This window comes from Pseudoclavibacter sp. RFBI5 (genome assembly GCF_002931395.1).
In the GTDB taxonomy this organism is placed as follows: Bacteria; Actinomycetota; Actinomycetes; order Actinomycetales; family Microbacteriaceae; genus Pseudoclavibacter.
In genome coordinates this window covers 604,016-622,620 of the sequence record NZ_PSYA01000010.1, presented here as the reverse complement: position 1 = coordinate 622,620, position 18,605 = coordinate 604,016, and the positions used below count along the sequence as shown (strand labels likewise).

Annotated in this window: 22 protein-coding genes; 17 read left to right on the top strand and 5 right to left on the bottom strand. The window is 65.9% G+C overall.

The window, feature by feature from the left end; all coding sequences use genetic code 11:
* Nucleotides 1–155 precede the first annotated feature (155 nt).
* The 9 genes from C5E06_RS09855 to C5E06_RS09810 all read left to right on the top strand — a co-directional run bounded on the left by C5E06_RS09855 (nucleotide 156) and on the right by C5E06_RS09810 (nucleotide 9,759).
* Nucleotides 156–533 (top strand): hypothetical protein, encoded by a 378-nt coding sequence (locus C5E06_RS09855; protein ID WP_104306761.1) that lies wholly within the window; start codon nucleotides 156–158, stop codon nucleotides 531–533.
* A gap of 294 nt (nucleotides 534–827) precedes the next feature.
* On the top strand, nucleotides 828–1,925 hold the full coding sequence (locus C5E06_RS09850) for a M23 family metallopeptidase (protein ID WP_181062933.1): 1,098 nt from the start codon (nucleotides 828–830) through the stop codon (nucleotides 1,923–1,925).
* The gene (locus C5E06_RS09845) at nucleotides 1,922–2,323 is read left to right on the top strand and encodes a hypothetical protein (RefSeq protein ID WP_104306759.1); all 402 of its coding nucleotides are present in this window, start codon (nucleotides 1,922–1,924) and stop codon (nucleotides 2,321–2,323) included. The genes C5E06_RS09850 and C5E06_RS09845 overlap by 4 nt, the downstream gene beginning before the upstream one ends.
* Nucleotides 2,320–2,847, top strand: a complete 528-nt coding sequence (locus C5E06_RS09840) for a DNA N-6-adenine-methyltransferase (protein WP_104306758.1) — start codon at nucleotides 2,320–2,322, stop codon at nucleotides 2,845–2,847. The genes C5E06_RS09845 and C5E06_RS09840 overlap by 4 nt, the downstream gene beginning before the upstream one ends.
* A 190-nt stretch (nucleotides 2,848–3,037) precedes the next feature.
* A complete protein-coding gene (locus C5E06_RS19490; RefSeq protein WP_219820197.1) occupies nucleotides 3,038–3,634 on the top strand; it encodes a hypothetical protein in 597 nt (198 codons plus the stop codon).
* A 351-nt stretch (nucleotides 3,635–3,985) separates the two neighbouring features.
* A complete protein-coding gene (locus C5E06_RS09830) occupies nucleotides 3,986–6,115 on the top strand; it encodes an LPXTG cell wall anchor domain-containing protein (RefSeq protein ID WP_104306757.1) in 2,130 nt (709 codons plus the stop codon).
* A gap of 265 nt (nucleotides 6,116–6,380) precedes the next feature.
* Nucleotides 6,381–8,318 (top strand): hypothetical protein, encoded by a 1,938-nt coding sequence (locus C5E06_RS09825; protein ID WP_146081353.1) that lies wholly within the window; start codon nucleotides 6,381–6,383, stop codon nucleotides 8,316–8,318.
* A gap of 400 nt (nucleotides 8,319–8,718) precedes the next feature.
* Nucleotides 8,719–9,201: a DUF6378 domain-containing protein gene (locus C5E06_RS09815; protein WP_104306754.1), complete on the top strand. Its 483-nt coding sequence runs from the start codon at nucleotides 8,719–8,721 to the stop codon at nucleotides 9,199–9,201.
* A gap of 15 nt (nucleotides 9,202–9,216) precedes the next feature.
* Nucleotides 9,217–9,759: a ribonuclease HI gene (locus C5E06_RS09810; RefSeq protein ID WP_104306753.1), complete on the top strand. Its 543-nt coding sequence runs from the start codon at nucleotides 9,217–9,219 to the stop codon at nucleotides 9,757–9,759.
* 314 nt (nucleotides 9,760–10,073) lie between these two features.
* Here C5E06_RS09810 and C5E06_RS09805 read toward each other — a convergent pair whose 3' ends face one another.
* Both C5E06_RS09805 and C5E06_RS09800 read right to left on the bottom strand, forming a co-directional pair.
* A complete protein-coding gene (locus tag C5E06_RS09805; protein WP_104306752.1) occupies nucleotides 10,074–10,991 on the bottom strand; it encodes a hypothetical protein in 918 nt (305 codons plus the stop codon).
* A 198-nt stretch (nucleotides 10,992–11,189) separates the two neighbouring features.
* Nucleotides 11,190–11,765, bottom strand: coding sequence for a hypothetical protein (locus C5E06_RS09800; protein ID WP_104306751.1), 576 nt, complete (start codon nucleotides 11,763–11,765; stop codon nucleotides 11,190–11,192).
* Between the two features lie 80 nt (nucleotides 11,766–11,845).
* Between C5E06_RS09800 and C5E06_RS09795 the strand changes: the two genes are divergently transcribed.
* The 4 genes from C5E06_RS09795 to C5E06_RS09780 all read left to right on the top strand — a co-directional run bounded on the left by C5E06_RS09795 (nucleotide 11,846) and on the right by C5E06_RS09780 (nucleotide 14,858).
* Nucleotides 11,846–12,376: a hypothetical protein gene (locus C5E06_RS09795; RefSeq protein ID WP_104306750.1), complete on the top strand. Its 531-nt coding sequence runs from the start codon at nucleotides 11,846–11,848 to the stop codon at nucleotides 12,374–12,376.
* 165 nt (nucleotides 12,377–12,541) lie between these two features.
* Nucleotides 12,542–13,534, top strand: a complete 993-nt coding sequence (locus C5E06_RS09790) for a Fic family protein (protein WP_104306749.1) — start codon at nucleotides 12,542–12,544, stop codon at nucleotides 13,532–13,534.
* Between the two features lie 283 nt (nucleotides 13,535–13,817).
* Nucleotides 13,818–14,180, top strand: a complete 363-nt coding sequence (locus tag C5E06_RS09785) for a hypothetical protein (protein WP_104306748.1) — start codon at nucleotides 13,818–13,820, stop codon at nucleotides 14,178–14,180.
* Between the two features lie 75 nt (nucleotides 14,181–14,255).
* Nucleotides 14,256–14,858, top strand: a complete 603-nt coding sequence (locus tag C5E06_RS09780) for a hypothetical protein (RefSeq protein WP_104306747.1) — start codon at nucleotides 14,256–14,258, stop codon at nucleotides 14,856–14,858.
* Between the two features lie 82 nt (nucleotides 14,859–14,940).
* Here the strand turns inward: C5E06_RS09780 and C5E06_RS19790 are convergent, their stop codons facing one another.
* Nucleotides 14,941–15,243, bottom strand: coding sequence for a DUF4113 domain-containing protein (locus C5E06_RS19790; RefSeq protein ID WP_374953239.1), 303 nt, complete (start codon nucleotides 15,241–15,243; stop codon nucleotides 14,941–14,943).
* A 7-nt stretch (nucleotides 15,244–15,250) separates the two neighbouring features.
* On the opposite strand from C5E06_RS19790, the gene C5E06_RS19250 reads away from it, so the two are divergent.
* The 3 genes from C5E06_RS19250 (at nucleotide 15,251) to C5E06_RS09765 (ending at nucleotide 16,315) form a co-directional block, all read left to right on the top strand.
* A complete protein-coding gene (locus tag C5E06_RS19250; protein WP_104306745.1) occupies nucleotides 15,251–15,763 on the top strand; it encodes a hypothetical protein in 513 nt (170 codons plus the stop codon).
* Between the two features lie 214 nt (nucleotides 15,764–15,977).
* Nucleotides 15,978–16,112 carry a hypothetical protein gene (locus tag C5E06_RS19615; RefSeq protein ID WP_258067574.1) on the top strand — a complete coding sequence of 45 codons (135 nt, stop codon included), beginning with the start codon at nucleotides 15,978–15,980 and terminating at the stop codon, nucleotides 16,110–16,112.
* Complete coding sequence (locus tag C5E06_RS09765) at nucleotides 16,109–16,315, top strand: helix-turn-helix domain-containing protein (RefSeq protein ID WP_104306744.1); 207 nt, start codon at nucleotides 16,109–16,111, stop codon at nucleotides 16,313–16,315. Before C5E06_RS19615 ends, C5E06_RS09765 begins: the two co-directional genes overlap by 4 nt.
* Nucleotides 16,316–16,591: 276 nt before the next feature.
* Here C5E06_RS09765 and C5E06_RS09755 read toward each other — a convergent pair whose 3' ends face one another.
* A complete protein-coding gene (locus tag C5E06_RS09755) occupies nucleotides 16,592–17,473 on the bottom strand; it encodes a RelA/SpoT domain-containing protein (protein ID WP_181062931.1) in 882 nt (293 codons plus the stop codon).
* Between the two features lie 135 nt (nucleotides 17,474–17,608).
* On the opposite strand from C5E06_RS09755, the gene C5E06_RS09750 reads away from it, so the two are divergent.
* Nucleotides 17,609–18,073, top strand: coding sequence for a hypothetical protein (locus tag C5E06_RS09750; RefSeq protein ID WP_104306741.1), 465 nt, complete (start codon nucleotides 17,609–17,611; stop codon nucleotides 18,071–18,073).
* Between the two features lie 99 nt (nucleotides 18,074–18,172).
* On the opposite strand, the gene C5E06_RS19245 is transcribed toward C5E06_RS09750, so the two are convergent.
* Nucleotides 18,173–18,394, bottom strand: coding sequence for a holin (locus C5E06_RS19245; RefSeq protein ID WP_258067632.1), 222 nt, complete (start codon nucleotides 18,392–18,394; stop codon nucleotides 18,173–18,175).
* Nucleotides 18,395–18,605: the final 211 nt, after the last annotated feature.

Below are 18,605 nucleotides of genomic sequence, written 5' to 3'. Positions count from 1 at the left end.
CCAGCCTGGCCACGCGCGTCTGCTGAGCGGAGTGAAGCGCGACAGCTGCTGCAACGCCCCCATAGCTGCCCAGAGACACCCAGCCGCCGACTGGTAGCCGCCGGCCGATGACGACCCAAGGGCCCGGCACTCCAACGCCCACCGCGGCCGCGGATGTGCAGGGCGCCGGCCGCGACTGGACGATCCCGACCACGGGCGAGGTCCGCCATGCCGCCGGCGAGGTCTGGGCAGCGCTGAACGAGGGCGACTTCGATCGCTGGCTTTCAGCGCACGACGCGGAGACGCGGGCGAAGCGACCGAACTTGGCCGAGGTTGAGCTCGCCGTCAAAAAGAGCCTCCTGGCCTACTTCGGCGTCCGCAACCCGCGTTTGCCTCACATTGCCGTGTGCGCGGTGCTGTCCGCGTTCCCCGACGAGCCCGCGCCTCGCGAAGCCGACATCGAAGGTCTCGCGGTCGAACTGTTCGCGATGTCTCACGGGCCGAGCTTCGACGACACACCGGCAGGCATGGACGAAGTTCGTCAGGCCGCTTGACGCCTGGTGAGCACGTACTGGAATCTGGCGCCGAACGCCCCGGACCAAAGCACCCTCACCCGTGAGGACGTTGCACGAGCGATCGACCCGAGCGCGTGGCTCCACGACGAGTAGACGGGCCTCCAGGTCTCAGCGCTCTCTGCTGCCGACCGCGTCCTCCGTCAGTTCCGCGAATCCTGCGCATAGGGGACCAGGGACGAACGAAAACGCCCGCCCGACCGGATCTTCCCTGCGAGGTCCCGGTCGGGCGGTGTTCGTCCGAGTATGTCCACACCTGACTGGAGATTCCGCGCCGTGACACCCCTCACATCCACCACCGCCCCGATGCCGTCCAGCCGAGCCGGACGCCGCGCGAACGAGCGCCGAGCCCGCCGGCAGAAGATCGCGTCTGTCACGGTCGCCGCCGGTTCCATCGCGCTGGTGCTCGGTGCTACATTCGGGGCCGCCGGGGTCCGCGCGGCCGCGGGAGACGATGGCCAGTCGAGCGTGCCGGTCGTGTCGAGCTCCGCGGAGGTCTCCGACGGTCGCGGGGGAGAGACGTACACCGTCTCCGGTGACCTGCCTGCTGCCGCGTCCAGCCGCGAGGTGCCGCTCATTGGAGCGGCAGCTGCCGCGGCGGCCGCGGGCGTGCAATGGCCGGCGGACATGTCGAAGGTCACCGTCACCGACGGGTTCGGCCCACGCGTCTCCCCATGCTCCGGCTGCTCCTCCAACCACCGCGGCCTCGACCTGGCCGGTCCCGAAGGCACGCGTCTCGGCAGCATCGCCGCGGGCACTGTCGTCGACGTCGTCCGCACGGACTTGGGTGGGCTCGGCGCGCACGTGGTCGTCGAGCACCGCATCGACGGGAAGCAGGTCCGCTCCGTCTACGGGCACATGGTCGCAGGCTCCCCAGCCGTGAACATCGGCGACCAGGTGAAGCCCGGCCAGCTCGTGGGCCTTCTTGGCAACACGGGAGCCTCCACCGGCGCGCACCTGCATCTCGAGATCATCGTCGACGGCGTCCACGTCGACCCGCAGAAGTTCCTCCAGAAGTACGCCGACGGCAAGGCCGTGGACGTGTTCGGGGGAGCGCCCGTCTGGAACCCGCCGACCGGCAACAGCACCGACGAGGGGGAGGGGTGGACGCCGGAGCAGTCCGACAGCTACGTGCCACCGGCCGTGCCCGTCATCGAGACGCCAACACTCCCGGTTCCGTCTGTCCCGGATGCGGGGCCGAGCCCACAGCAGCCTGAACCCGAGAACCCAACACCCGTCGATCCGGCGCCAACCACCCCGGCGTCGAGCGGGCCAACACCGTCCGGGAACGCGCCGGCTCCAGCGGACGGCGCCACTCCGGCGCCGCCGACCACCGAAGAGGCGACAACGCCCGAACCGCAGGAGACATCATGACCCACACGACCACCACAACTCCCGAAGCCCAAACTGCACAGCTCATACCTGTCGAGATCCGCAAGCTCTACCGCGAGTTCAAGCGCAAGCCCAATGTCCACGGCTCTCGTTTCGATCTGCTCGAAGAAGTCGAGGCCGAGACTCCGGATGGGCGAAAGATGCGCATCCTCGGCATCCAGGTCAAGGAAGGGTGCCACGAGCGCCGGTTCTGCCTGGGGCACGTCTATGTCAACTGGGCACTCAAGAACGGCGCCTACTCGGACGCCGTCTACGCCACCGGGCCGGAACCCGCCACGCCTGAGGTGCGACGGACACTCGAGTGCGCATTCGATGCAGCGATCGCCTACCTCGAGACCGCGCCACCAGCCGGGGCGACGACGCCCGGACCTACGCCATGACCGCCGCCACCCTCACAGAGACTCCGGCACCCGCGCGCTCCGGCATCGGCAGCCACCAATCTCCTGTCCCGGGCACCGACCGATGGCTGACGCCGACGCCGATCGTCAGCGCGCTCGGTCGGTTCGAGCTCGCCCCGTGCGGCGCTCCAGGACACGAGCTTGCCGCGGAGACGTGGACACCGGAGGCTGGCATCGACGGGCTCGCTCGCGACTGGACGGGACGTGTGTTCCTGAACCCGCCGTATGGGCGTGAGACGGCGGCGTGGCTGGCGAAGCTCGCCGAGCACGGCACCGGCACGGCCCTGGTCTTCGCTCGCACGGAGACGTCCATGTGGTTCGAGCATGTCTGGCCGGAAGCGTCCGCGGTACTGTTCCTGCGCGGACGCCTGCACTTCCTGCATCCGGACGGGACGCGCGCGGCCCACAATTCCGGGGCTCCATCTGCCCTCATCGCGTACGGCTCGCACGACGCGGAAGCCCTCGCAGCATCAGCGCTCGAAGGTCAGTACCTGCGGCTTCGCTGACGGTGCCCGCATAGAGGTGCCGAGCGTCAACCTCGCCTGGGCCGCGGAAATCCAAGTACACGGTCTGGGATGGATGGCGGCGAGCCGGCAGAGATGACCGGCGCCAGAACCGCCAGCGCTCTTTACCGGGCGGCGGAATGACTGCAGCCGCCCGGCCCCACTCTTCCCGAGCGCGACGAACGGACGACCGATGACCGAGCAGCAACAGCCAGGCACGACATCCGAGTCCGCCTTCTACAGCGACGGCGTGCACAGGATCCGCTTCGGCGGCGCGACAGACGCTGACCGCGAGTCACCTTTCGCCGAACCGACGCAGTGGACCCTCGAGCCCGCCCCGCATCCGGAGCCCGTCACCCTCCGCCACCCCAAGCCGCCCCGCCCGATCCTCGACCCGGCCCGGGAGGCGATGCTGGCGGCGCTGATCGGTGGGAAGCCACCAGCACCGGCTGTGCGCCAGCCCCGCCCAACCCTCGTCGTGCTCGAGTCCCCGTACGCGGGCGACGTCGAAGCCAACCTCGCCTACGCCCGCGCGTGCGTCGCCGACAGCCTCGCCCGGGGCGAAGCCCCCATTGCCTCGCACCTGCTGTACACGCAACCGGGCATCCTCGACGACGCCGACCCCGCCGAGCGAGCGCTGGGCATCGCCGCCGGTCACGCGTGGATCGGGGTCGCGTCCAAGCTCGTCGTCTACACGGACCTCGGCATCAACCGTGGCATGGAAGCCGGTATCGCGGCTGCTCGCAGCTGGGCGCACGAGGTGCCGGTCGAGTACCGAAGGCTCTACTGACGCCGACCACGCAGTGCCCGCCTGGATCCCCCACGCAGCGGCTCTGGCGGGCGCTTCGTCGGTTCCAGGCGAGTTCGCGCATAGGGCATGTGCACGCAGCCCCAAGGGCGAGTTCCCGGTTCTGGCCGAGTTCGCGCATAGGGGCACGTGCACGGCTTCCACGCCGCGACGCCACGGTCCAATCCCGGGTTCGCGCAGAGAAGACACGACGCAGCTCCCGAAGCTCCGCGCCCGGCTCAGGCCGAGTTCGCGCATAGGGGGAGGGCAACCGGCCCAGACCGGGAACTCGCGTCGACCCGGTACTCGCTCACGCGTGCCGCCACATCCATCGTTCCGTCCCGAAAGGACCTCATGACCACCACGTCCACCCCCACCGCCCGGACCGGGCCCGGGAAGCGCAAGCGCCGGGTTGGTGCCGCAGTCACGGCCCTTGCCATCGCTGCACCGCTGGTCGGCGCCGCGATTACCGCGCCTGCGGCCGTAGCCGCACCTGGCGATACGTGCTCCATCAACTTCGTGGCAGTTCAGGACGTGACGTCGTCCTTCTCACCGCAGAATCTCGCTGACACGAAGAACCAGCTCGGTTCCATGTTCGCTGGGTTCGAGGGGCTCGAGATCCCTGCCACGGCTGGCATCAGCTCATTCGGCGGAAGCGCACCCCTGCTGACAGCCCCACGAGTCCTTGACCAGGACATCTCGACGGCCAGTGGAAACGCGGCGCTGCGCGCGACTGTCGCCGCTTACGACTTCGATGACACTCGCGGTGGCACCCCCGCATTCCGTGAGGGATCGGCATCCACCAACTGGGCGGACGGCCTTCGCGAAGGTCTTGCGAACGCACAGGCTCAGGGCGCGGACACGATCGTCTTCATCACCGACGGTGTCCCGAACTCGTACCGGCTCCCAGACGGAAGCCTCTCGCCATCGCTCCCATCAGGTGAGTGGTACTCGCCGGATGCCGCCAACGCCGCGGCCGAGGTGGTCGCCGAAATCAACGCCGCAGGCATCAAGCTGGCCCCGATCTTCATCCGCACGAACCAGCCGGAAATGCACGGCCTCGACGACCCGATCTACCCGTCGTCGCCGGAGCAGGTGAACTCCGCCATGCAGGTGCTCCAGCCCGGTTGGACCGTCGACAAGGCGATCTCGATCTCGAACCTCGCAAACCAGCTTCGCAGCGATGCGCTGACCGCGTGCGACCCTTCGATCTCGCTGACAAAGACGCACACGGAGGCCGACATCACCGATGTCAACGGCGATGGCTTCACGAACGCGGGCGACCAGGTCGTCTTCACGTTCGTCGCGCAGAACACTGGCAACATCCCACTCCAGAACGCGATCGTCACCGACGAGGAGCTCTCCGCTGCAGGTGTTGGTCTCGTCAACGGCGGCAAGCTCGGGTCGCTGGCCGTCGGCGCGTCCGGGACGGTGAAGTCGGAGCCGTACACGCTCACGCAGGCTGACGTCGACGCTGGCTTCTTCCACAACGTCGCCACCGTCAAGGCCGACAGCCCCAAGGGTCCGGTCACGGACGAGGACGACGACAAGGTTCCCACGGACGGCACCCCGGGAATCAAGCTCGAGAAGTCGCATGACGGCGAGGACATCACCGACGTCAACGGCAACAGCCTCGTTGACGCTGGTGACACCGTCGTGTTCGACCTCAAGGCGTCCAACACGGGTCACCTGACGATCGAGAACGCGGTCATCACCGACAAGATGCTCGCCGACGCGGGAGTCAAGCTCGAAGGTGACGGCAAGCTCGGCACGATCGCTGTGGGCCAGTCCACGACGATCAAGTCCGCGCCCTACACGATCACGCAGGCGGACGTCGACAACGGTGGCTTCACCAACGTCGCACTCGTCACCGGCGACACTCCGAAGGGTCCCGTGAAGGATGACGACGATGACGAGGTTCCCACCGACGGCACGCCCGGCATCTCCATCGAGAAGTCGCACAAGCCTGAGGCTGTCGTCGACGCCAACAAGAACGGTGTCACCGACTCTGGTGACACGGTCGTCTTCGACTTCGACGTGAAGAACACCGGCAACGTGACCATCACGGAAGCCATCGTCACGGACGAGAAGCTCGCCGCTGCTGGCGTGGAGCTCGTGGACGGTGGCAACGTCGGAGCGCTCGAGGTTGGCGCATCCGCGTCGACTCAGTCCAAGCCGTACACGATCACGCAGGCAGATGTTGATGCCGGCACGTTCGTGAACGTCGGCAAGGTCACTGGCGACACCCCGCGCGGTCCTGTCACCGACAACGACAACGACGAAGTTCCGACGCAGCCGGCACCGGTCCCGCCGGCGCCCGCCTCCGACGGTTCCTCGCTCGCCACCACCGGTGCTCAGCAGGCAGGGATCGTTGCCGCCGTCGGTGCTGGAGTCCTCGCCCTCCTTGGTGGCGGGTTCTTCCTCGCCCTCCGCAACCGCCGCCGTCGCGAGAGCGCGGTGACGAACGCTGAGGCTCAGAACTAGCCCCAGCAGGTGAGTCAGCAGTGGCCCGCACCTCTCACGAGGTGCGGGCCACTGGCCGTCCCAATGGGCGTTTTCCGTCGTATTCGCGCCCGAGAGCGCCATCGGCTGACTGCTGCCCACCCCCGTGGCTATGCTCCCGCAGTCAGGCTCCTGGCGTTCGTTGTCCCGCCTCGGTGAGCGCAGGTGAACGCCCCCGCATAGCCGAGACGACTGAGCCGCACACAGTCCCAGTGCCGCCACCCAGACGAAACGAACGGAACCCCCGATGCGATCCGCAGCAAGCCGCCTGCTCCACGCCCTGGTGCTGAGCACTGCCCTGATCGGCACGACGATGACCCCCGCCGTGGCCGCGACCCTCACCCCAACTTCTAAACAAACTGCCGCCGGCGAAGCCTGCGAGACTCCAACTCCCTCGCCGACAGCGACCGCCACGGCGATCCCGCCTTCGACACTCACCCCCTCCGAGACACCGGCGCCCACATCGACCGCCGCCTCGTCCGACATCTGCGCTACGGCGCTCGCGCTCGCCAACGTGACTACCGACCCCGCTCCGAGCGCGACCACACCAGCACTCAGCGACCTGGCGTCGAGCCCAAGGCCTACAGCTTCGGCGAAGACGCCGGAACCCACTTCTGGGTCAACACCGGAATCGACGCCCACCGAAGAGTCGAGCGCCGACGAAATCAGTCCGGATGAAGAGTCGACCTTGACCTCCGAAGTGCACAGGGCAGCCGCCAGCTCCAAAGCTGTGCAGTGCTACGGCTCCTCTTCACTGAACTACATCTGCAACGGCGCCCTGCCAGGGGCACTGAGCGGCTGGAGCGTTGTCAACAATTCCGACGGTGGCATGAACTCCACCGCGATCGCGGTAACTGCCGGCGTCTACCAGCTCTACCTTGGGAAGAACGTCACCATCCCGGCATCCGGCTCAGTGCAGCTCGGCCTTCCTCAAGGTATGCCGACAAGCGAGACCGGACTCGGCCGAGTCTTCATGGATGCCCAGATTGCTGGCATCTCCGGAAAGCTCGTCCACCAGCCGGAGGTGGGAGACCCAAGTAAGACCTGGGTGTTCACCAGGGACTCGCCAGGAACCAAGACGAACGTGAGCACGTGGACACCCATCCACTCACTCGACAAGCCTCGCCCCGGGGTGACCTCAATCTTCTGGGTTGGCTCGAACAACCTCGGCGATCCAGCTCAGGTCAAAGCTGACACCACACGCCTCGTGAATCTGCACAAATCAACGTCATCAGCGCCGTACTACGTCGTACAGGTACCGCCGGCGTACGGCGGCGACGAGCACCCCAACGCTGCGAACCGCAAAAACATCAACGCCTGGATCCTGAGCACCTACGGCCAGCGCACGATCCCACTCGCGGACTACCTCGCGAACGGCGCCCTGCAAGACGCTGGCCTCGTGCCGACGCTGGAGGACCGGAACTCGATCGCTCGAGGCGTCAATCCGCGCGCACTCTGGATGTCCGTCGGTGACCTCACACACATGAACTCGACCGGATACGCAGTTGCCGCCAAATATCTCGCCTCGTTTGTCCGGGACGGAAACACGTACAGCGCGGCCATCAAGCGCTTCGACGCCACGTCCACGTTCAACGTCGCCGTGAACGGGCCTCGGGTTACCGTTTCCGGTCACGCATTCGACCACTCCGACCTCTACCAGTCCATCAACGTCGGGATCACAGTCGACGGGGCATGGAATGCGACCTTCGCTGATCTGCCGTCCCGGAACCTCTACGCCTACGGCGTGCCAGGGCGCCACGGCTACTCGATGACCCTCTCGCTCGCTCCAGGAGCGCACAAGATCTGCACCGTCGCCGTCGGCTTCGGCGCCGGGCAGCACCACTACCCGCCGTGCAAAACCGTCCACATTGAAGCGTCAGCGGCCCCGGTCGGCGATGTCGCCATCGCGAACGGCAACAACAGTCGACTGAAGCAGTTCTATGGCTGGACCTACGCGCCCGGAGACCACCGCCTCAACCTTCCGGTAGCGATCATCGTCGACGGCAAATGGCACCACGTCACGCCTGCACGAGACCCGTCCTCGTACCTCAGCGGAGTCAAGGGAAACCATGCCTTCTGGAGCGAAGCAGCATTCAGCCCTGGCAAGCACACGATGTGTGCTGTGGCAATCGAATCCCCGAGCAACATGACCGGCCTTGGCTGCAAGGATTTCGTCATCAAGTAACGCACAGCCCGCCGAAGGGACCCGTGTCGATACGACGCGATGCGGGCACCTGCGGTGGGTTCGAGTCCGCGGTATCAATCATGTAGGTCGACAACTTCTCCCCGACAAGGGTTTTGGCCGCCCAATCGACATCTCGACGGAGTATCCGGTGATGTGTCGTGTTCATCGGAGAATCGACTCTCAAACTCGGCGGCTACCTCGACCAGGACCACAGCACCGGCTGCGTCGTTGGGGAAGACAGCGACGGATCGCTCACCGTCCGATGGGACAGGTACGACGCGAACGTGCGAGCTCGCCGGCAGGACCTCGCGCTGGAAGCCGCCTGGTTCAGGCCCGTTGCAGACGCGACCGAGCGCACCCAGGCACGACCGAACCGAACCCGTTCGACGCGGCTCCGCCCGTGAGCGCGGGCATCCTCACCGAGGCGCTCGACACCATCGCGGGCCCTCGCCAGGCTACCTATGGCAGCGCGACCGACTCGTTCACCGACATCGGCCGCCACTGGGAGATCATTCTCGGCGTTCCGGTGAGCGCAGCACAGGTCGCGCAGGCCATGATGGTGCTCAAGCTCGTCTGTCTCGGCCAATCGCTCACACATCGAGACTCCTGGGTCGACGTGGCCGGCTACAGCGGGCTCGGCGCCGAAGCCGCCTTCGAGGAGCAGGAGGCCAGCGCGTGCGCACGATGGCAGGTGACGAGTCTCGAACGTACGAGGAGATCGAGGCGTTCATCTACGGCTACGAACCCGAAGCCGACGAGGACCGCGACAACTACACGCACCGTCGCCTCTACATCGACCAGGACACCGGCATCATCGTCGCCGACATACCAAGTTCGAGCGCTGGCTGCAGGCCGTCGCACGCCCGAACTCCACTCCGACTGAACAGGACCCCACCGCATGACCACGACGACCACCGGGATCCCGCCCGTGCTCACCGTCGCCACCGACGGCGGATGCAACCCGAACCCCGGCCCCGGCGGCTGGGCATGGGTCGCCGAAGAGCCAGCGCCGGGAGAGCCCGCCCGCTACGGCGCCGGCTCGTTCCGGAAGACGACGAACAACATCGCCGAGCTGACCGCTATCAAGGAGGTGCTGCTCGCGTTCCCCGACACCGCACTCACGATCGAGTTCGACTCGCAGTACGCGAAGAAGTGCGTGACCGAGTGGGGACCCAACTGGCGACGCCAGGGCGAGGCGGTGTGGTCGACGAAGAAGAACGTGGACCTCATCTTCGAGATCATCGACATCCTCCAGGCCCGAACCGCCGCCGTGTTCTGGCGGAAGGTGAAGGCGCACGCTCGCGACAACCGGCACCCGTTGAATACCGCCGTCGACAAGCTCGCCAGTCGCATGAGCAGCATCCGTGGCGACACCCGCGAGGAAGGCACAGTCCTCATCGATCGGGAGCTGCGCGGCGCGGCATCACGAGCGCGCCGCTAACCCACCACGTATCCTCAAACCTGCAGGCAGCCCCGGCTACTCGCCTTGCCGAAACCTCCGCGAGACCCCGCACGGTCGCGGAGGTTTTGTGCATCCGGGCGCACCCTAAGCACGCGCTAGCCGTTTTCGTCGCACAGGCGCCGCGATCGTTGCTACCGTGCGGATCGAGACAGCACATCAACTGTCCCCGCCCTGCAGACACCCCCGCCACCGCGCGGGGGTGTCGTGCGTAAACGCACAGCCACCGCGCCACCCGCATATCGCGCGTCTTTGATGTTGTGCGTGCGCAGGCTGTTCTCAACCCAGAAAGTCAGTTAGCGCACACGCTTCAGATGAGGGTATTGCGTCATCAACGCGGCGATGGCAGGGAGTTGAATGGCGTCGGCGTAGTTGCTGCCTTGCGGCGTGGAGTAGCCGAGCGTATGCCGAACCACCCAGTGCCCGGGTTCACCCGCCAGAGCGAAGCTGCAAATAGGAGACTTCACGACTCGGATCGCGTCGTCGTCGGAATCTACCCGTAGGAACATATTCGCGTCCTTCCAGCGCTCGAGAGGGAGCGGAACCCGAAAAGTCGTGCGGAGGAGTTCCGCGAGTTCCTTCCTCCCCATCGAGGGGTTGTCCGCAGCGAGGTGCTGTGCGACTCTCTGGATTGCGCCGTGTTTGCCCAGCAGAGCTTGCTCGTCCCGCCACTGGTACTTCGAGTGATCGCTGGACCGGCTGATGGAGTCAAGGGCGGATATTGCATCGTCTTCCAGCCCGGGTAGCCGTCGAATCGCTTCGATTTCCTCGGTGATTTTGCTCACCAGGAGTGGCCAGTCCAGATCGCTTGTGGTGCTTGCTTCAAACCGCTCGGCATCCTTCGACTGAGCCTGAGGTTCCACTACGGCCAGATCCGCACGCAGCGCCCGAAGGAAGGCGTTGTGCTTGGCCTTCACCGTGTACAGCAACGCACGCAAGTACTGAAACTCCATGGGGGTTTTTGACGGCGACCCAGATGCATGGGTCTGCCGGGCGACTAGTGCGTCCTTGCTCGTCATCTGACCGTAGAGCTCAAGGAGCGCGTGGTAGTCGGCCCGGATCGCACGGTCAGAGTGCCGCGCAGCTTCCTGTCGCGCGTTCCGAAATTCCACGACAGTCAGCACGATGGCAGCTAGGGCCACCATGAGCCCGACCCCGGCGATCAGGAGGTCCGCGGCGGTAAAGATATCGATCTCGGTGACGCTAGTGATCATGCGTATCAAGTTGAATCTCTCCGCGTTCGTCGGGGCACCCATTCGTGAGCACCAGGTATCGGACAGAATCACGGTTCTGGGCTGATTTCTTGTCCTAAGACTCGGAGGGTACTTGCCTGTTTGGGGCCCCGCCAACGCCCCGGGTAAATGGCGGCGAAGCCCTCTAATTCCCCTCTGCGGCTCAGCGCTGTTTGCTAGTCACCAGATCGGCAGGCCGCGTTTCCATGGGTGGTTCGGAGGTAACCCAACGCGAGGCTCGATCGCTAGATCTCTATAGTTCGTGGGCAGCAGCACGGGCGCCTCGTAAGCGGTCTCCTCCAGTAGATCCCAGCGCCCCTCGTAGGCCTGAAACGTGGTTGCCGAGACCCGAGAACGCTCAACCGGGGCGTTGCGCTTCCCTGCGGGCGCATCCGGGTCCGTGAGCCAGGACATGTGCGCGATCCAGGCCGCGGCTGCGACGTGGGCGCGCGGCAACACAAAGCCACGAACGGGCACCGTCACGTCCGGATTGATGACGCAGAGGACGAACCACTCTCGCTCGCTGGCCGGCGGGAGCTGCGCCTTCTCGCCGAGGGGCCAGGACGCGCGGACAGGGGTACTCACCGTGGCTTTGACCTGCACTTCGATCATCGGGCGCTCCTCGGAGTCGTGAACCGCGAGGATGTCCGTTCGTGCGAGCCCGTCTCGGGTGAACGCCGGCGCCCATCCCCGGCGCGCAAGCTCGCTCGCAACCCAGTGCTCACCGACTGATTTCGTCTGCTTCGTGTCTGCCATGGCTGGATGGTAGCGAGGCCGGGCCGAGCGTTCCCGCATAGGAGCGGCGACCAGCCACACTCCCGAATCCGGAGCCTGCAATGAACCTGCGCCTCATCCTTCCTCGCACGCGACGGCACTCCGTGCACGACTTCGCTGAAGTCGCTCTGGAGGTTGCCGCGCTGACGGCGACGTTCCGGGCCATCACAACGATCCTCGAGGACGGGTGGGAGCCGCTGTCGTGTGGGACGCTGACGTTCGGGATCCTGCTGACGGTCGCGATCTTCGTTGTCCGCGCCCGGGGCGTCGCGGAACGCGGGGCTCCCGCGTCTCTGCTGCTGCTCATTGCGGCTGGACTCGCCGCGTCCCTGGTGGCAGGGGTACTGCGCGTGGTCTTTCAGGTGCAGGAGGGGGTCGTGCTGGCGCTGATCGCCCTCACCGCTCTCGTGTTGTGGCGCGTGCCTCGTCCGAAGTCGGTGATCGAGTTCGGTGACCACGGAATGCCGGTCACCGCCGACGAAGTGATCGCGTACGCCGAATGGCGTGACCAGTCGTGCGATGAATGCCGTGCCCGCTGGGACGAGCAGCTGCGCGTGCACGTGCAGGCGCGAGCCCCACGACCTGGCGCTTGACGCGTGCCCGCATAGCTGAACCATGACCGCCACGCTCGCCCCCGCCAAGCCGTTGCTCTCGAGCGCGCAGGCGACGTCTCAGTGGGCGTCGTCGTGACTGCAACTCATAATTCTTCGCCGGGAACGTCCCACTTCCTCCCCGAAGTGGTGCGTTCCCGAGCGGCAGTGCGACTTCTGGCCGGAAATCCCCCGAACTCGTGGCCGAGTGTCACCACGGCCACCGTCGACGAGGAGCCCCGGCCGGGTCGCACACCCGCCACGTACGGGCAGGCGGTCGTCCCGTTCATTGCCGGCCGATCGTTCGAGCTCACGCCGGAGACGCGCGAGGTCGTGGCCGAAGCGACCGCCGCGATGCACCGCTTCGACGAGCGCATGCGTGAGCACCCGTTCGCCGGCCACGTCCTGCGCGTGTTCGAAGCGGTCGCGTCCTCCCAGATGGAGGGGCTGCAGACTCCGGCCGTCCACCTCGGCGAAGCGCTGATCGGGAGGTCCGCCGACCCTGCCGCGCTAGAAATCGCCCGGAACCTCGACGCGACTCAGGTCGCCGAGCAGACGCGGGGGAACGACTCGACCATTCACGCGCTCGAGGTGCACCGCGCGCTCATGGACCCCACCGACGCTGTTCACATGCCGGGCGAGCTTCGACAGCAGCTGGTCTGGATCGGCGCAGGCGGGGGCGGACCGAGCACCGCGGCATTCGTGCCGCCAGCATGGACGTCAGCGCCCGCGCTCATGGACGACCTCGCCGCGTACACCGCCAGCATCCGCACCCACGACGCCCTCGCGAAAGCCGCCGTCGCCCACGCCCAGTTCGAGACGATCCACCCCTTCACCGACGGCAACGGTCGCACCGGACGCGCCCTCACGCACACCATCCTCCGCAGCACAGGTCAAACGCAGCACGTCATCGTCCCCGTCGGCGTCGGACTCCGCGCCCGCCAACAGGCGTACATCGACGCCCTCACCGCCTACCGGGTAGGCGACATCGACCCGATCGTCACCGTGCACGCCGAAGCGACCGCAGAAGCGATCTGGCGCCGAAGAGGTCATCCACGCGTTCACGAGCCTCCGCGCCAGCTGGGGCGAGCACGTCGGCACCCGCGCCCACTCCGGCGTCCACACCCTCCTCGACGCGCTCCTCACCCGCCCCGTCCTTGACGGCCGCAGCGCCAAAGACCTCTTCGAGACAAGCACCGGCTCCGGCACCTACCGGCACCTCGAACGCCTCGTCGACGCCGGCATCCTCACCAGTCGCAAACCCGACGGCGGTGGCGTCCAACGCTGGCGCGCCGACGGGCTCCTCGATTGGTACGACTGGTTCCAACGACGAACCAACCCCAGCTACTGGCGAGGGACCCAGAGCGCCGACCCGGCGCCGCCGAAATCGGTGCCCGCATAGCCCAGGTGACAGCAACCACCTCGCACCGAAGGAACCCAGCTCATGAGCACTGCCACTCTCGCCCCGACCCGCACCGACGCCATCTCGTTCATCTCCGACCACGCCGACGAGGCCGACCTCGACGCGATCATCGCGACCATCAAGGCCCGTCAGAAGGTGCTCGACACTCGCCGCGCATCCGCCGTCGCCGTCGACCAAGAAGTGACGCTGCAGGGCCTTCAGCCGAAGTACCTCAACGGCCTGACCGGCACCGTGAGGAGCATCCGCGGCAACTACGCCGACGTGGAACTCTCCGAAAAGTCGACCGAGCAACTGCGCTTCTACGGGCGCCGCCGCTTCATCATCGCGGAAGGCGCCAAGCGCTACGTCATGGGCGGTATTCCGCTGTCCACCTGCCGCGACTGAACCCGGCACAGACAATCCGAGCCCGGCCCTCTGCTGAGAGGGCCGGGCTTTGGCGTGCGCCCGCATAGCTGGGCCATGAACCGCATCCTCGCCGCCATCACCGCGACCGCTGGCCTCGCGATCCTGCTCACCGGCTGCACCAACCCGGCGCCGCCTCTCTCCGACGTCGAGCAGACGACCACGCCGATGACGCAGGACACGGAACTGCACTTCGACATGCCGCACATCGAACTCGCCGACGGTCCGATGAACCAGCTCACCCTCGAGACGACCGTCATCGGTGACGCCGCGAACGCGAACATCTCGCTGGACACCACCGCCCAACGCACCTACGTCGCGACCGGCGTCGACGGTCGGCAGGCGGCATTCGTCCACCACGGGGCTCGAGAGGAGCTCGACACGATCGACCTGCCCGGCCTCACATCCGTGACCACGGCGATCACCCTCCCGGTGACTGTTGACGGGTTCGCGAGCACCGAGGGCTTGTGTGTCGGGGCGGCCGCCGTGCTCATCGAGGACGAAGTCGCCCTCTGTGCCTTGGACGCACTCGGCATCGCGAGCACGGCCGACCTCGCATCCGTCGAACTTGGGCCCCTCACGCTGAAGCTGAGCCGGAACTTCAGCCTCGGCAACGGCACCGCACAGGTTTGCTTCTCCGACCAGGGAGCCGCCCCCTGAAACGCCCACGTGCACACCGGAGCCAGCCGCCACCGCCACCGACCAAAGCTACGAGTTCGTGTGTGAGTATGACTAGTCTTCGTCACCGCACGTGGACGGTCGCGAGCTCGCACCACTGGATGGTCGCTCGGATTGAGGGCATGTCCCGCTTCAACGACCAGCCGGGCGGCTTCTTGATCCCGGCGACCCCGAGCCGGACGGTGCCCAACTTCGCCGACACTGCGTCCAGTGTCTTGCCGACGCCGCCGCGATCGAACGATGTGTCGAACGGCTCCAGCAGGCCGTGACTGCCGCGCGGGGGAGAGCGTGTGGCACACGCGCGAGTCCTGCGGCTGATAGCGGAGCGCTGGACCCTAGTGTGAGTGTCCGTGGCCTGTGCCAGCATTCCCGGCATGAACGAACCAGTAGTCAGAGTCACCGCCGAAGTCGCCCTCGAGTCTCTCTCGCTGAAGTGCGAGACGGTCGTGCAGCGTGTGGACTCGAGGCGAACGAAGCACATCATCTGCTGGCGGCCGGTCGCGACGAGACCCGTCGACGGCACATCCTGGCTCCTTTGGGGTGAGGTTCCCCCGCTGCGCGAGGTTGACGACGTGCTCGTCCCAGTGCCGGTGACGGTCGACGGTGACACGTACGAGCCGATCCTCCTCGAGCCACTTGCAGTGTTTGACGCGTGGTTGCAGATGCTGAAGTGGGTGACGGAGGGCGACGTGCGTGCCGAGGTGCGGCATGCGCTCGAAGTCGGGACGATGACCGAGAAGGAGTGGGCGATCTCGCACGGCAACTCGCAGATCCGCGGCACGGTCACCCTCGAGGGCGACGCGCTCGACGCGAGCCGCCTCAGCTCCGAGCTCTCGGTCGCGCTGCTCTACATGGAGCAGCGGGCAACCAGGAAGAAGGGGTGGTGACGACTGGTCGTAGCCTCCAGAATAGTAAAACATCGTGTTGCACTTCTATGGAACATGATGTTACACTTATCTTGTCACCGAGACACGGTGACAGGAGGGAGGCCCGGTGGGAATCATCGGCCTACTGACAGCGGCAGTGAACCTACTAACCGCCGTCGTCCTCTGGCAGACAGCCAAGCGCAACAGGCGCAAGGACTGACCAGAGAGGCCCCCGGTGAAGCAAGCACCGGGGGCCACCCCTCCCACGCTACAAGGAGCAGCCATGGAAGTCATCACGCTCATCATCGGGATCGCCGCCCTCATCGTCGCCGTCATCGCCCTCGCGACCGCAGTACGGAACCGCCGATGAAACGCCGACCCGAAGACGACGAACACAGCCGCAAGCTGACCACGGCAGCCAAACGCCTCGCACAAGCGCACGCCGACCGCGAAGCCGCCGTGCTCGCCGCCCACGCCGCAGGCATGCCCCGCGCCCACATCGCCGAAGACGTCGGACTGTCCCCCATGCACGTCAGCCGCCTCGTCAAGGCAGCTCAAGCGAACGAGTCGTAGACGCACGAAACCGCCCCACCTCCCGAAGGAGATAGGGCGGTACAAGCGTTCATCAGCCGACCAAGAGTCCCCGAGTGAAGTAGCGAGAGTGCGTGGATCGCAGAGTCTCGATGGAGTCGCTAGTCAGGGAGGCAATCTCCACGTCGGTGTCGCGTCGCTGTTCCTCCAGAACTAGGCGCCGCTCAAAAGCCTCACGGGGGCCGTCTTCTCCCGGAAACGTCTCCAGGTGTCCCTCACCGGTACGCCGGTTGTACTCGATCAAGAAACCAACCATCGCTACCCCTTCCAATCGGTCAACGCGCTGAAGTCGCCAGTCTGGATCCCAGTGCGCAGTGCGCTCATGTTACCCCTGAGAAGTTGTGTCGCGGACTCGTGCTGGTCCCTAAGCTCACGCCGCCGCTCCTCCAAGGACTCTACCTCGCGATCGAACCTGCGTTTCTCCCGGGAGCTCATCGCACTGCGGTTTTGTTCGACGTTCGCTCGCGCCTGCGCCGTTGGAGCTTGGAGGTCGAGCAGTTGCAAGGCCGTCGTCTCGAGAGTTGCGACGAATCGGGTAGACATCTGCCTGAGAAGTAGCGCGACGGCTTCAACTACCTCGTGCTGCTTCCCGTCGGTGTAACGAACTGAGCGGCCAAACTTGTCAGCGAATTCTTCATAGAGGTTCGCCCACTCGCTCTGAAGTGTCGTCCGTACTTGTATCTCCAACGGTGCCCCGGCATAGGCGATGACGTGCACGGCTCGGTACCCTTGGTGATCTTGAGCCCTAAGATCCTTCACCTTGCAAGGCTTCTCAGCGACACGATTGAACTCGTCCGCAATCGCCTCTGCCACCGCGTCCTGCTCGCGCATCGTCATGTCCATTTCGAGCCGCACGCCCGAAATGTCGTCGACTCGAGCCAGCATCATCTTGTCGTTGCGTTGCAGTTTCTCGACGAGCGTGTCAACAGTCTTAGTTCGCGAGGACAAGCCGAACTCACGCTCGCCAATTGCAGAGCGCCACGGCTGCCTGCTCAAGATCTTTCGCGCAGCCGAAGTGTGACTGTCGTACCAACGCATGACGTCCGCGTACGCGGGGACATCTTCGGGGGCGGGGACTCCCGTAGCAAGACTTACCCCTAGCTTGTTCAGTTTGCTGAGTGACCAAGGCCTGCTCTCCATGCGCTCACGGTACATGAACACACGAAACCGCCCCCTCCCGCGAAGCGTCGTCCCGAGTGTCCGGGATCGCTTCAGCGAGAGGGGCGTTCTGGTGTGTGCGCTACGGTCGTCACTCCCGGCCACGACGGAAGACTCATGCAGCCAAAGACCAGCAATATCCTCCTGTTTCTCGCGCTCCTCGTCGTCGCAGGCGTCCTCGGATACCTGTCCGTCGTCCTGTGGGACTTCACTGTTCCCCAAACGCAGGTCTACATCTTGATCCCGCTCGCGGCGATCACAGCCTGCATCTGGGTGATCGGTAAGCTCCGGAAGCTAGGTGTCCTAGAGGCATGGAAGGCGCTCTCACGTCGTTCTGCAGTAGCCCTCGCAGCATTCTGGCTACCCCCGCTCGTTCTGTACGTCGTCGCGCTCTTCGCGGTACAAGCGCAGGTGGACGCGGCTGGGCCGCTCGTCCTCGCGACTTTTGTCTTCATCGCGGTGTACATCACCGTGGTTCTGATCGTGGGTGCGCGTATGCGGGCTTGGGCTGAAGCCACTGAGTCCCAAGACCTGTGGCTCTGGGGCAAGCAGAGTCGCTGGCCGCAGAGCGACGAAGCGTAGAACTCTCCCGACGGCTCCTGACCCAGGACACACGAGATCGCCCCTCCCTGGGACCCGTGAAGGTCGACCGAGGAAGGGCGTAGTCGTTGGTGCTTCGAGTCAGCGGCCGGCGGTGAAGCTGGCGTTGCCGATCGAAGTTGCCAGGGAAAGGATCGTTGCGACGCCGGTCACGGATGCGACGCTGATCCAGTTGATGACCTCAACGCCGACGGCGGGGATGAGCTCGGCGCCGGTCGACACGGTGGTCGCCGCGACGAACACCTGGGCGGCGGTCTTCACCGCGCGCTCTCCGGTGCCCCGCCAAAACGGGGCCGTCCAGATCGTGGAATCGGACTGCTCGGCGGCGAGGCGCGCGGTGCGCTCGTCGTGCTCGCGGTGGGTTTCAAGGTCAGAGGTCAGAGGTCAGAGGTCAGGGCCGGGCAGGCTCGCGGCCCGTCTGCAAACACACCTCGTCGCTCCCGCATCGACCGAAGCGCCAAACCGGAACGCGCATATCCTGATGAGTCTGTCGCGCACGTTGAGCCAAGCGCTA

Bases quoted from the DNA above. Each gene is read 5' to 3' on its own strand.
- C5E06_RS09840 (WP_104306758.1), top strand. From the start codon at position 2,320: ATGACCGCCGCCACCCTCACAGAGACTCCGGCACCCGCGCGCTCCGGC.
- C5E06_RS19250 (WP_104306745.1), top strand. From the start codon at position 15,251: ATGAACGAACCAGTAGTCAGAGTCACCGCCGAAGTCGCCCTCGAGTCT.
- C5E06_RS09800 (WP_104306751.1), bottom strand. From the start codon at position 11,765: ATGGCAGACACGAAGCAGACGAAATCAGTCGGTGAGCACTGGGTTGCG.
- C5E06_RS09755 (WP_181062931.1), bottom strand. From the start codon at position 17,473: ATGGAGAGCAGGCCTTGGTCACTCAGCAAACTGAACAAGCTAGGGGTA.
- C5E06_RS09810 (WP_104306753.1), top strand. From the start codon at position 9,217: ATGACCACGACGACCACCGGGATCCCGCCCGTGCTCACCGTCGCCACC.
- C5E06_RS09780 (WP_104306747.1), top strand. From the start codon at position 14,256: ATGAACCGCATCCTCGCCGCCATCACCGCGACCGCTGGCCTCGCGATC.
- C5E06_RS09830 (WP_104306757.1), top strand. From the start codon at position 3,986: ATGACCACCACGTCCACCCCCACCGCCCGGACCGGGCCCGGGAAGCGC.
- C5E06_RS09750 (WP_104306741.1), top strand. From the start codon at position 17,609: ATGCAGCCAAAGACCAGCAATATCCTCCTGTTTCTCGCGCTCCTCGTC.
- C5E06_RS09795 (WP_104306750.1), top strand. From the start codon at position 11,846: ATGAACCTGCGCCTCATCCTTCCTCGCACGCGACGGCACTCCGTGCAC.
- C5E06_RS09825 (WP_146081353.1), top strand. From the start codon at position 6,381: ATGCGATCCGCAGCAAGCCGCCTGCTCCACGCCCTGGTGCTGAGCACT.
- C5E06_RS19790 (WP_374953239.1), bottom strand. From the start codon at position 15,243: ATGCTGGCACAGGCCACGGACACTCACACTAGGGTCCAGCGCTCCGCT.
- C5E06_RS09805 (WP_104306752.1), bottom strand. From the start codon at position 10,991: ATGATCACTAGCGTCACCGAGATCGATATCTTTACCGCCGCGGACCTC.
- C5E06_RS09845 (WP_104306759.1), top strand. From the start codon at position 1,922: ATGACCCACACGACCACCACAACTCCCGAAGCCCAAACTGCACAGCTC.
- C5E06_RS09785 (WP_104306748.1), top strand. From the start codon at position 13,818: ATGAGCACTGCCACTCTCGCCCCGACCCGCACCGACGCCATCTCGTTC.
- C5E06_RS09765 (WP_104306744.1), top strand. From the start codon at position 16,109: ATGAAACGCCGACCCGAAGACGACGAACACAGCCGCAAGCTGACCACG.
- C5E06_RS19490 (WP_219820197.1), top strand. From the start codon at position 3,038: ATGACCGAGCAGCAACAGCCAGGCACGACATCCGAGTCCGCCTTCTAC.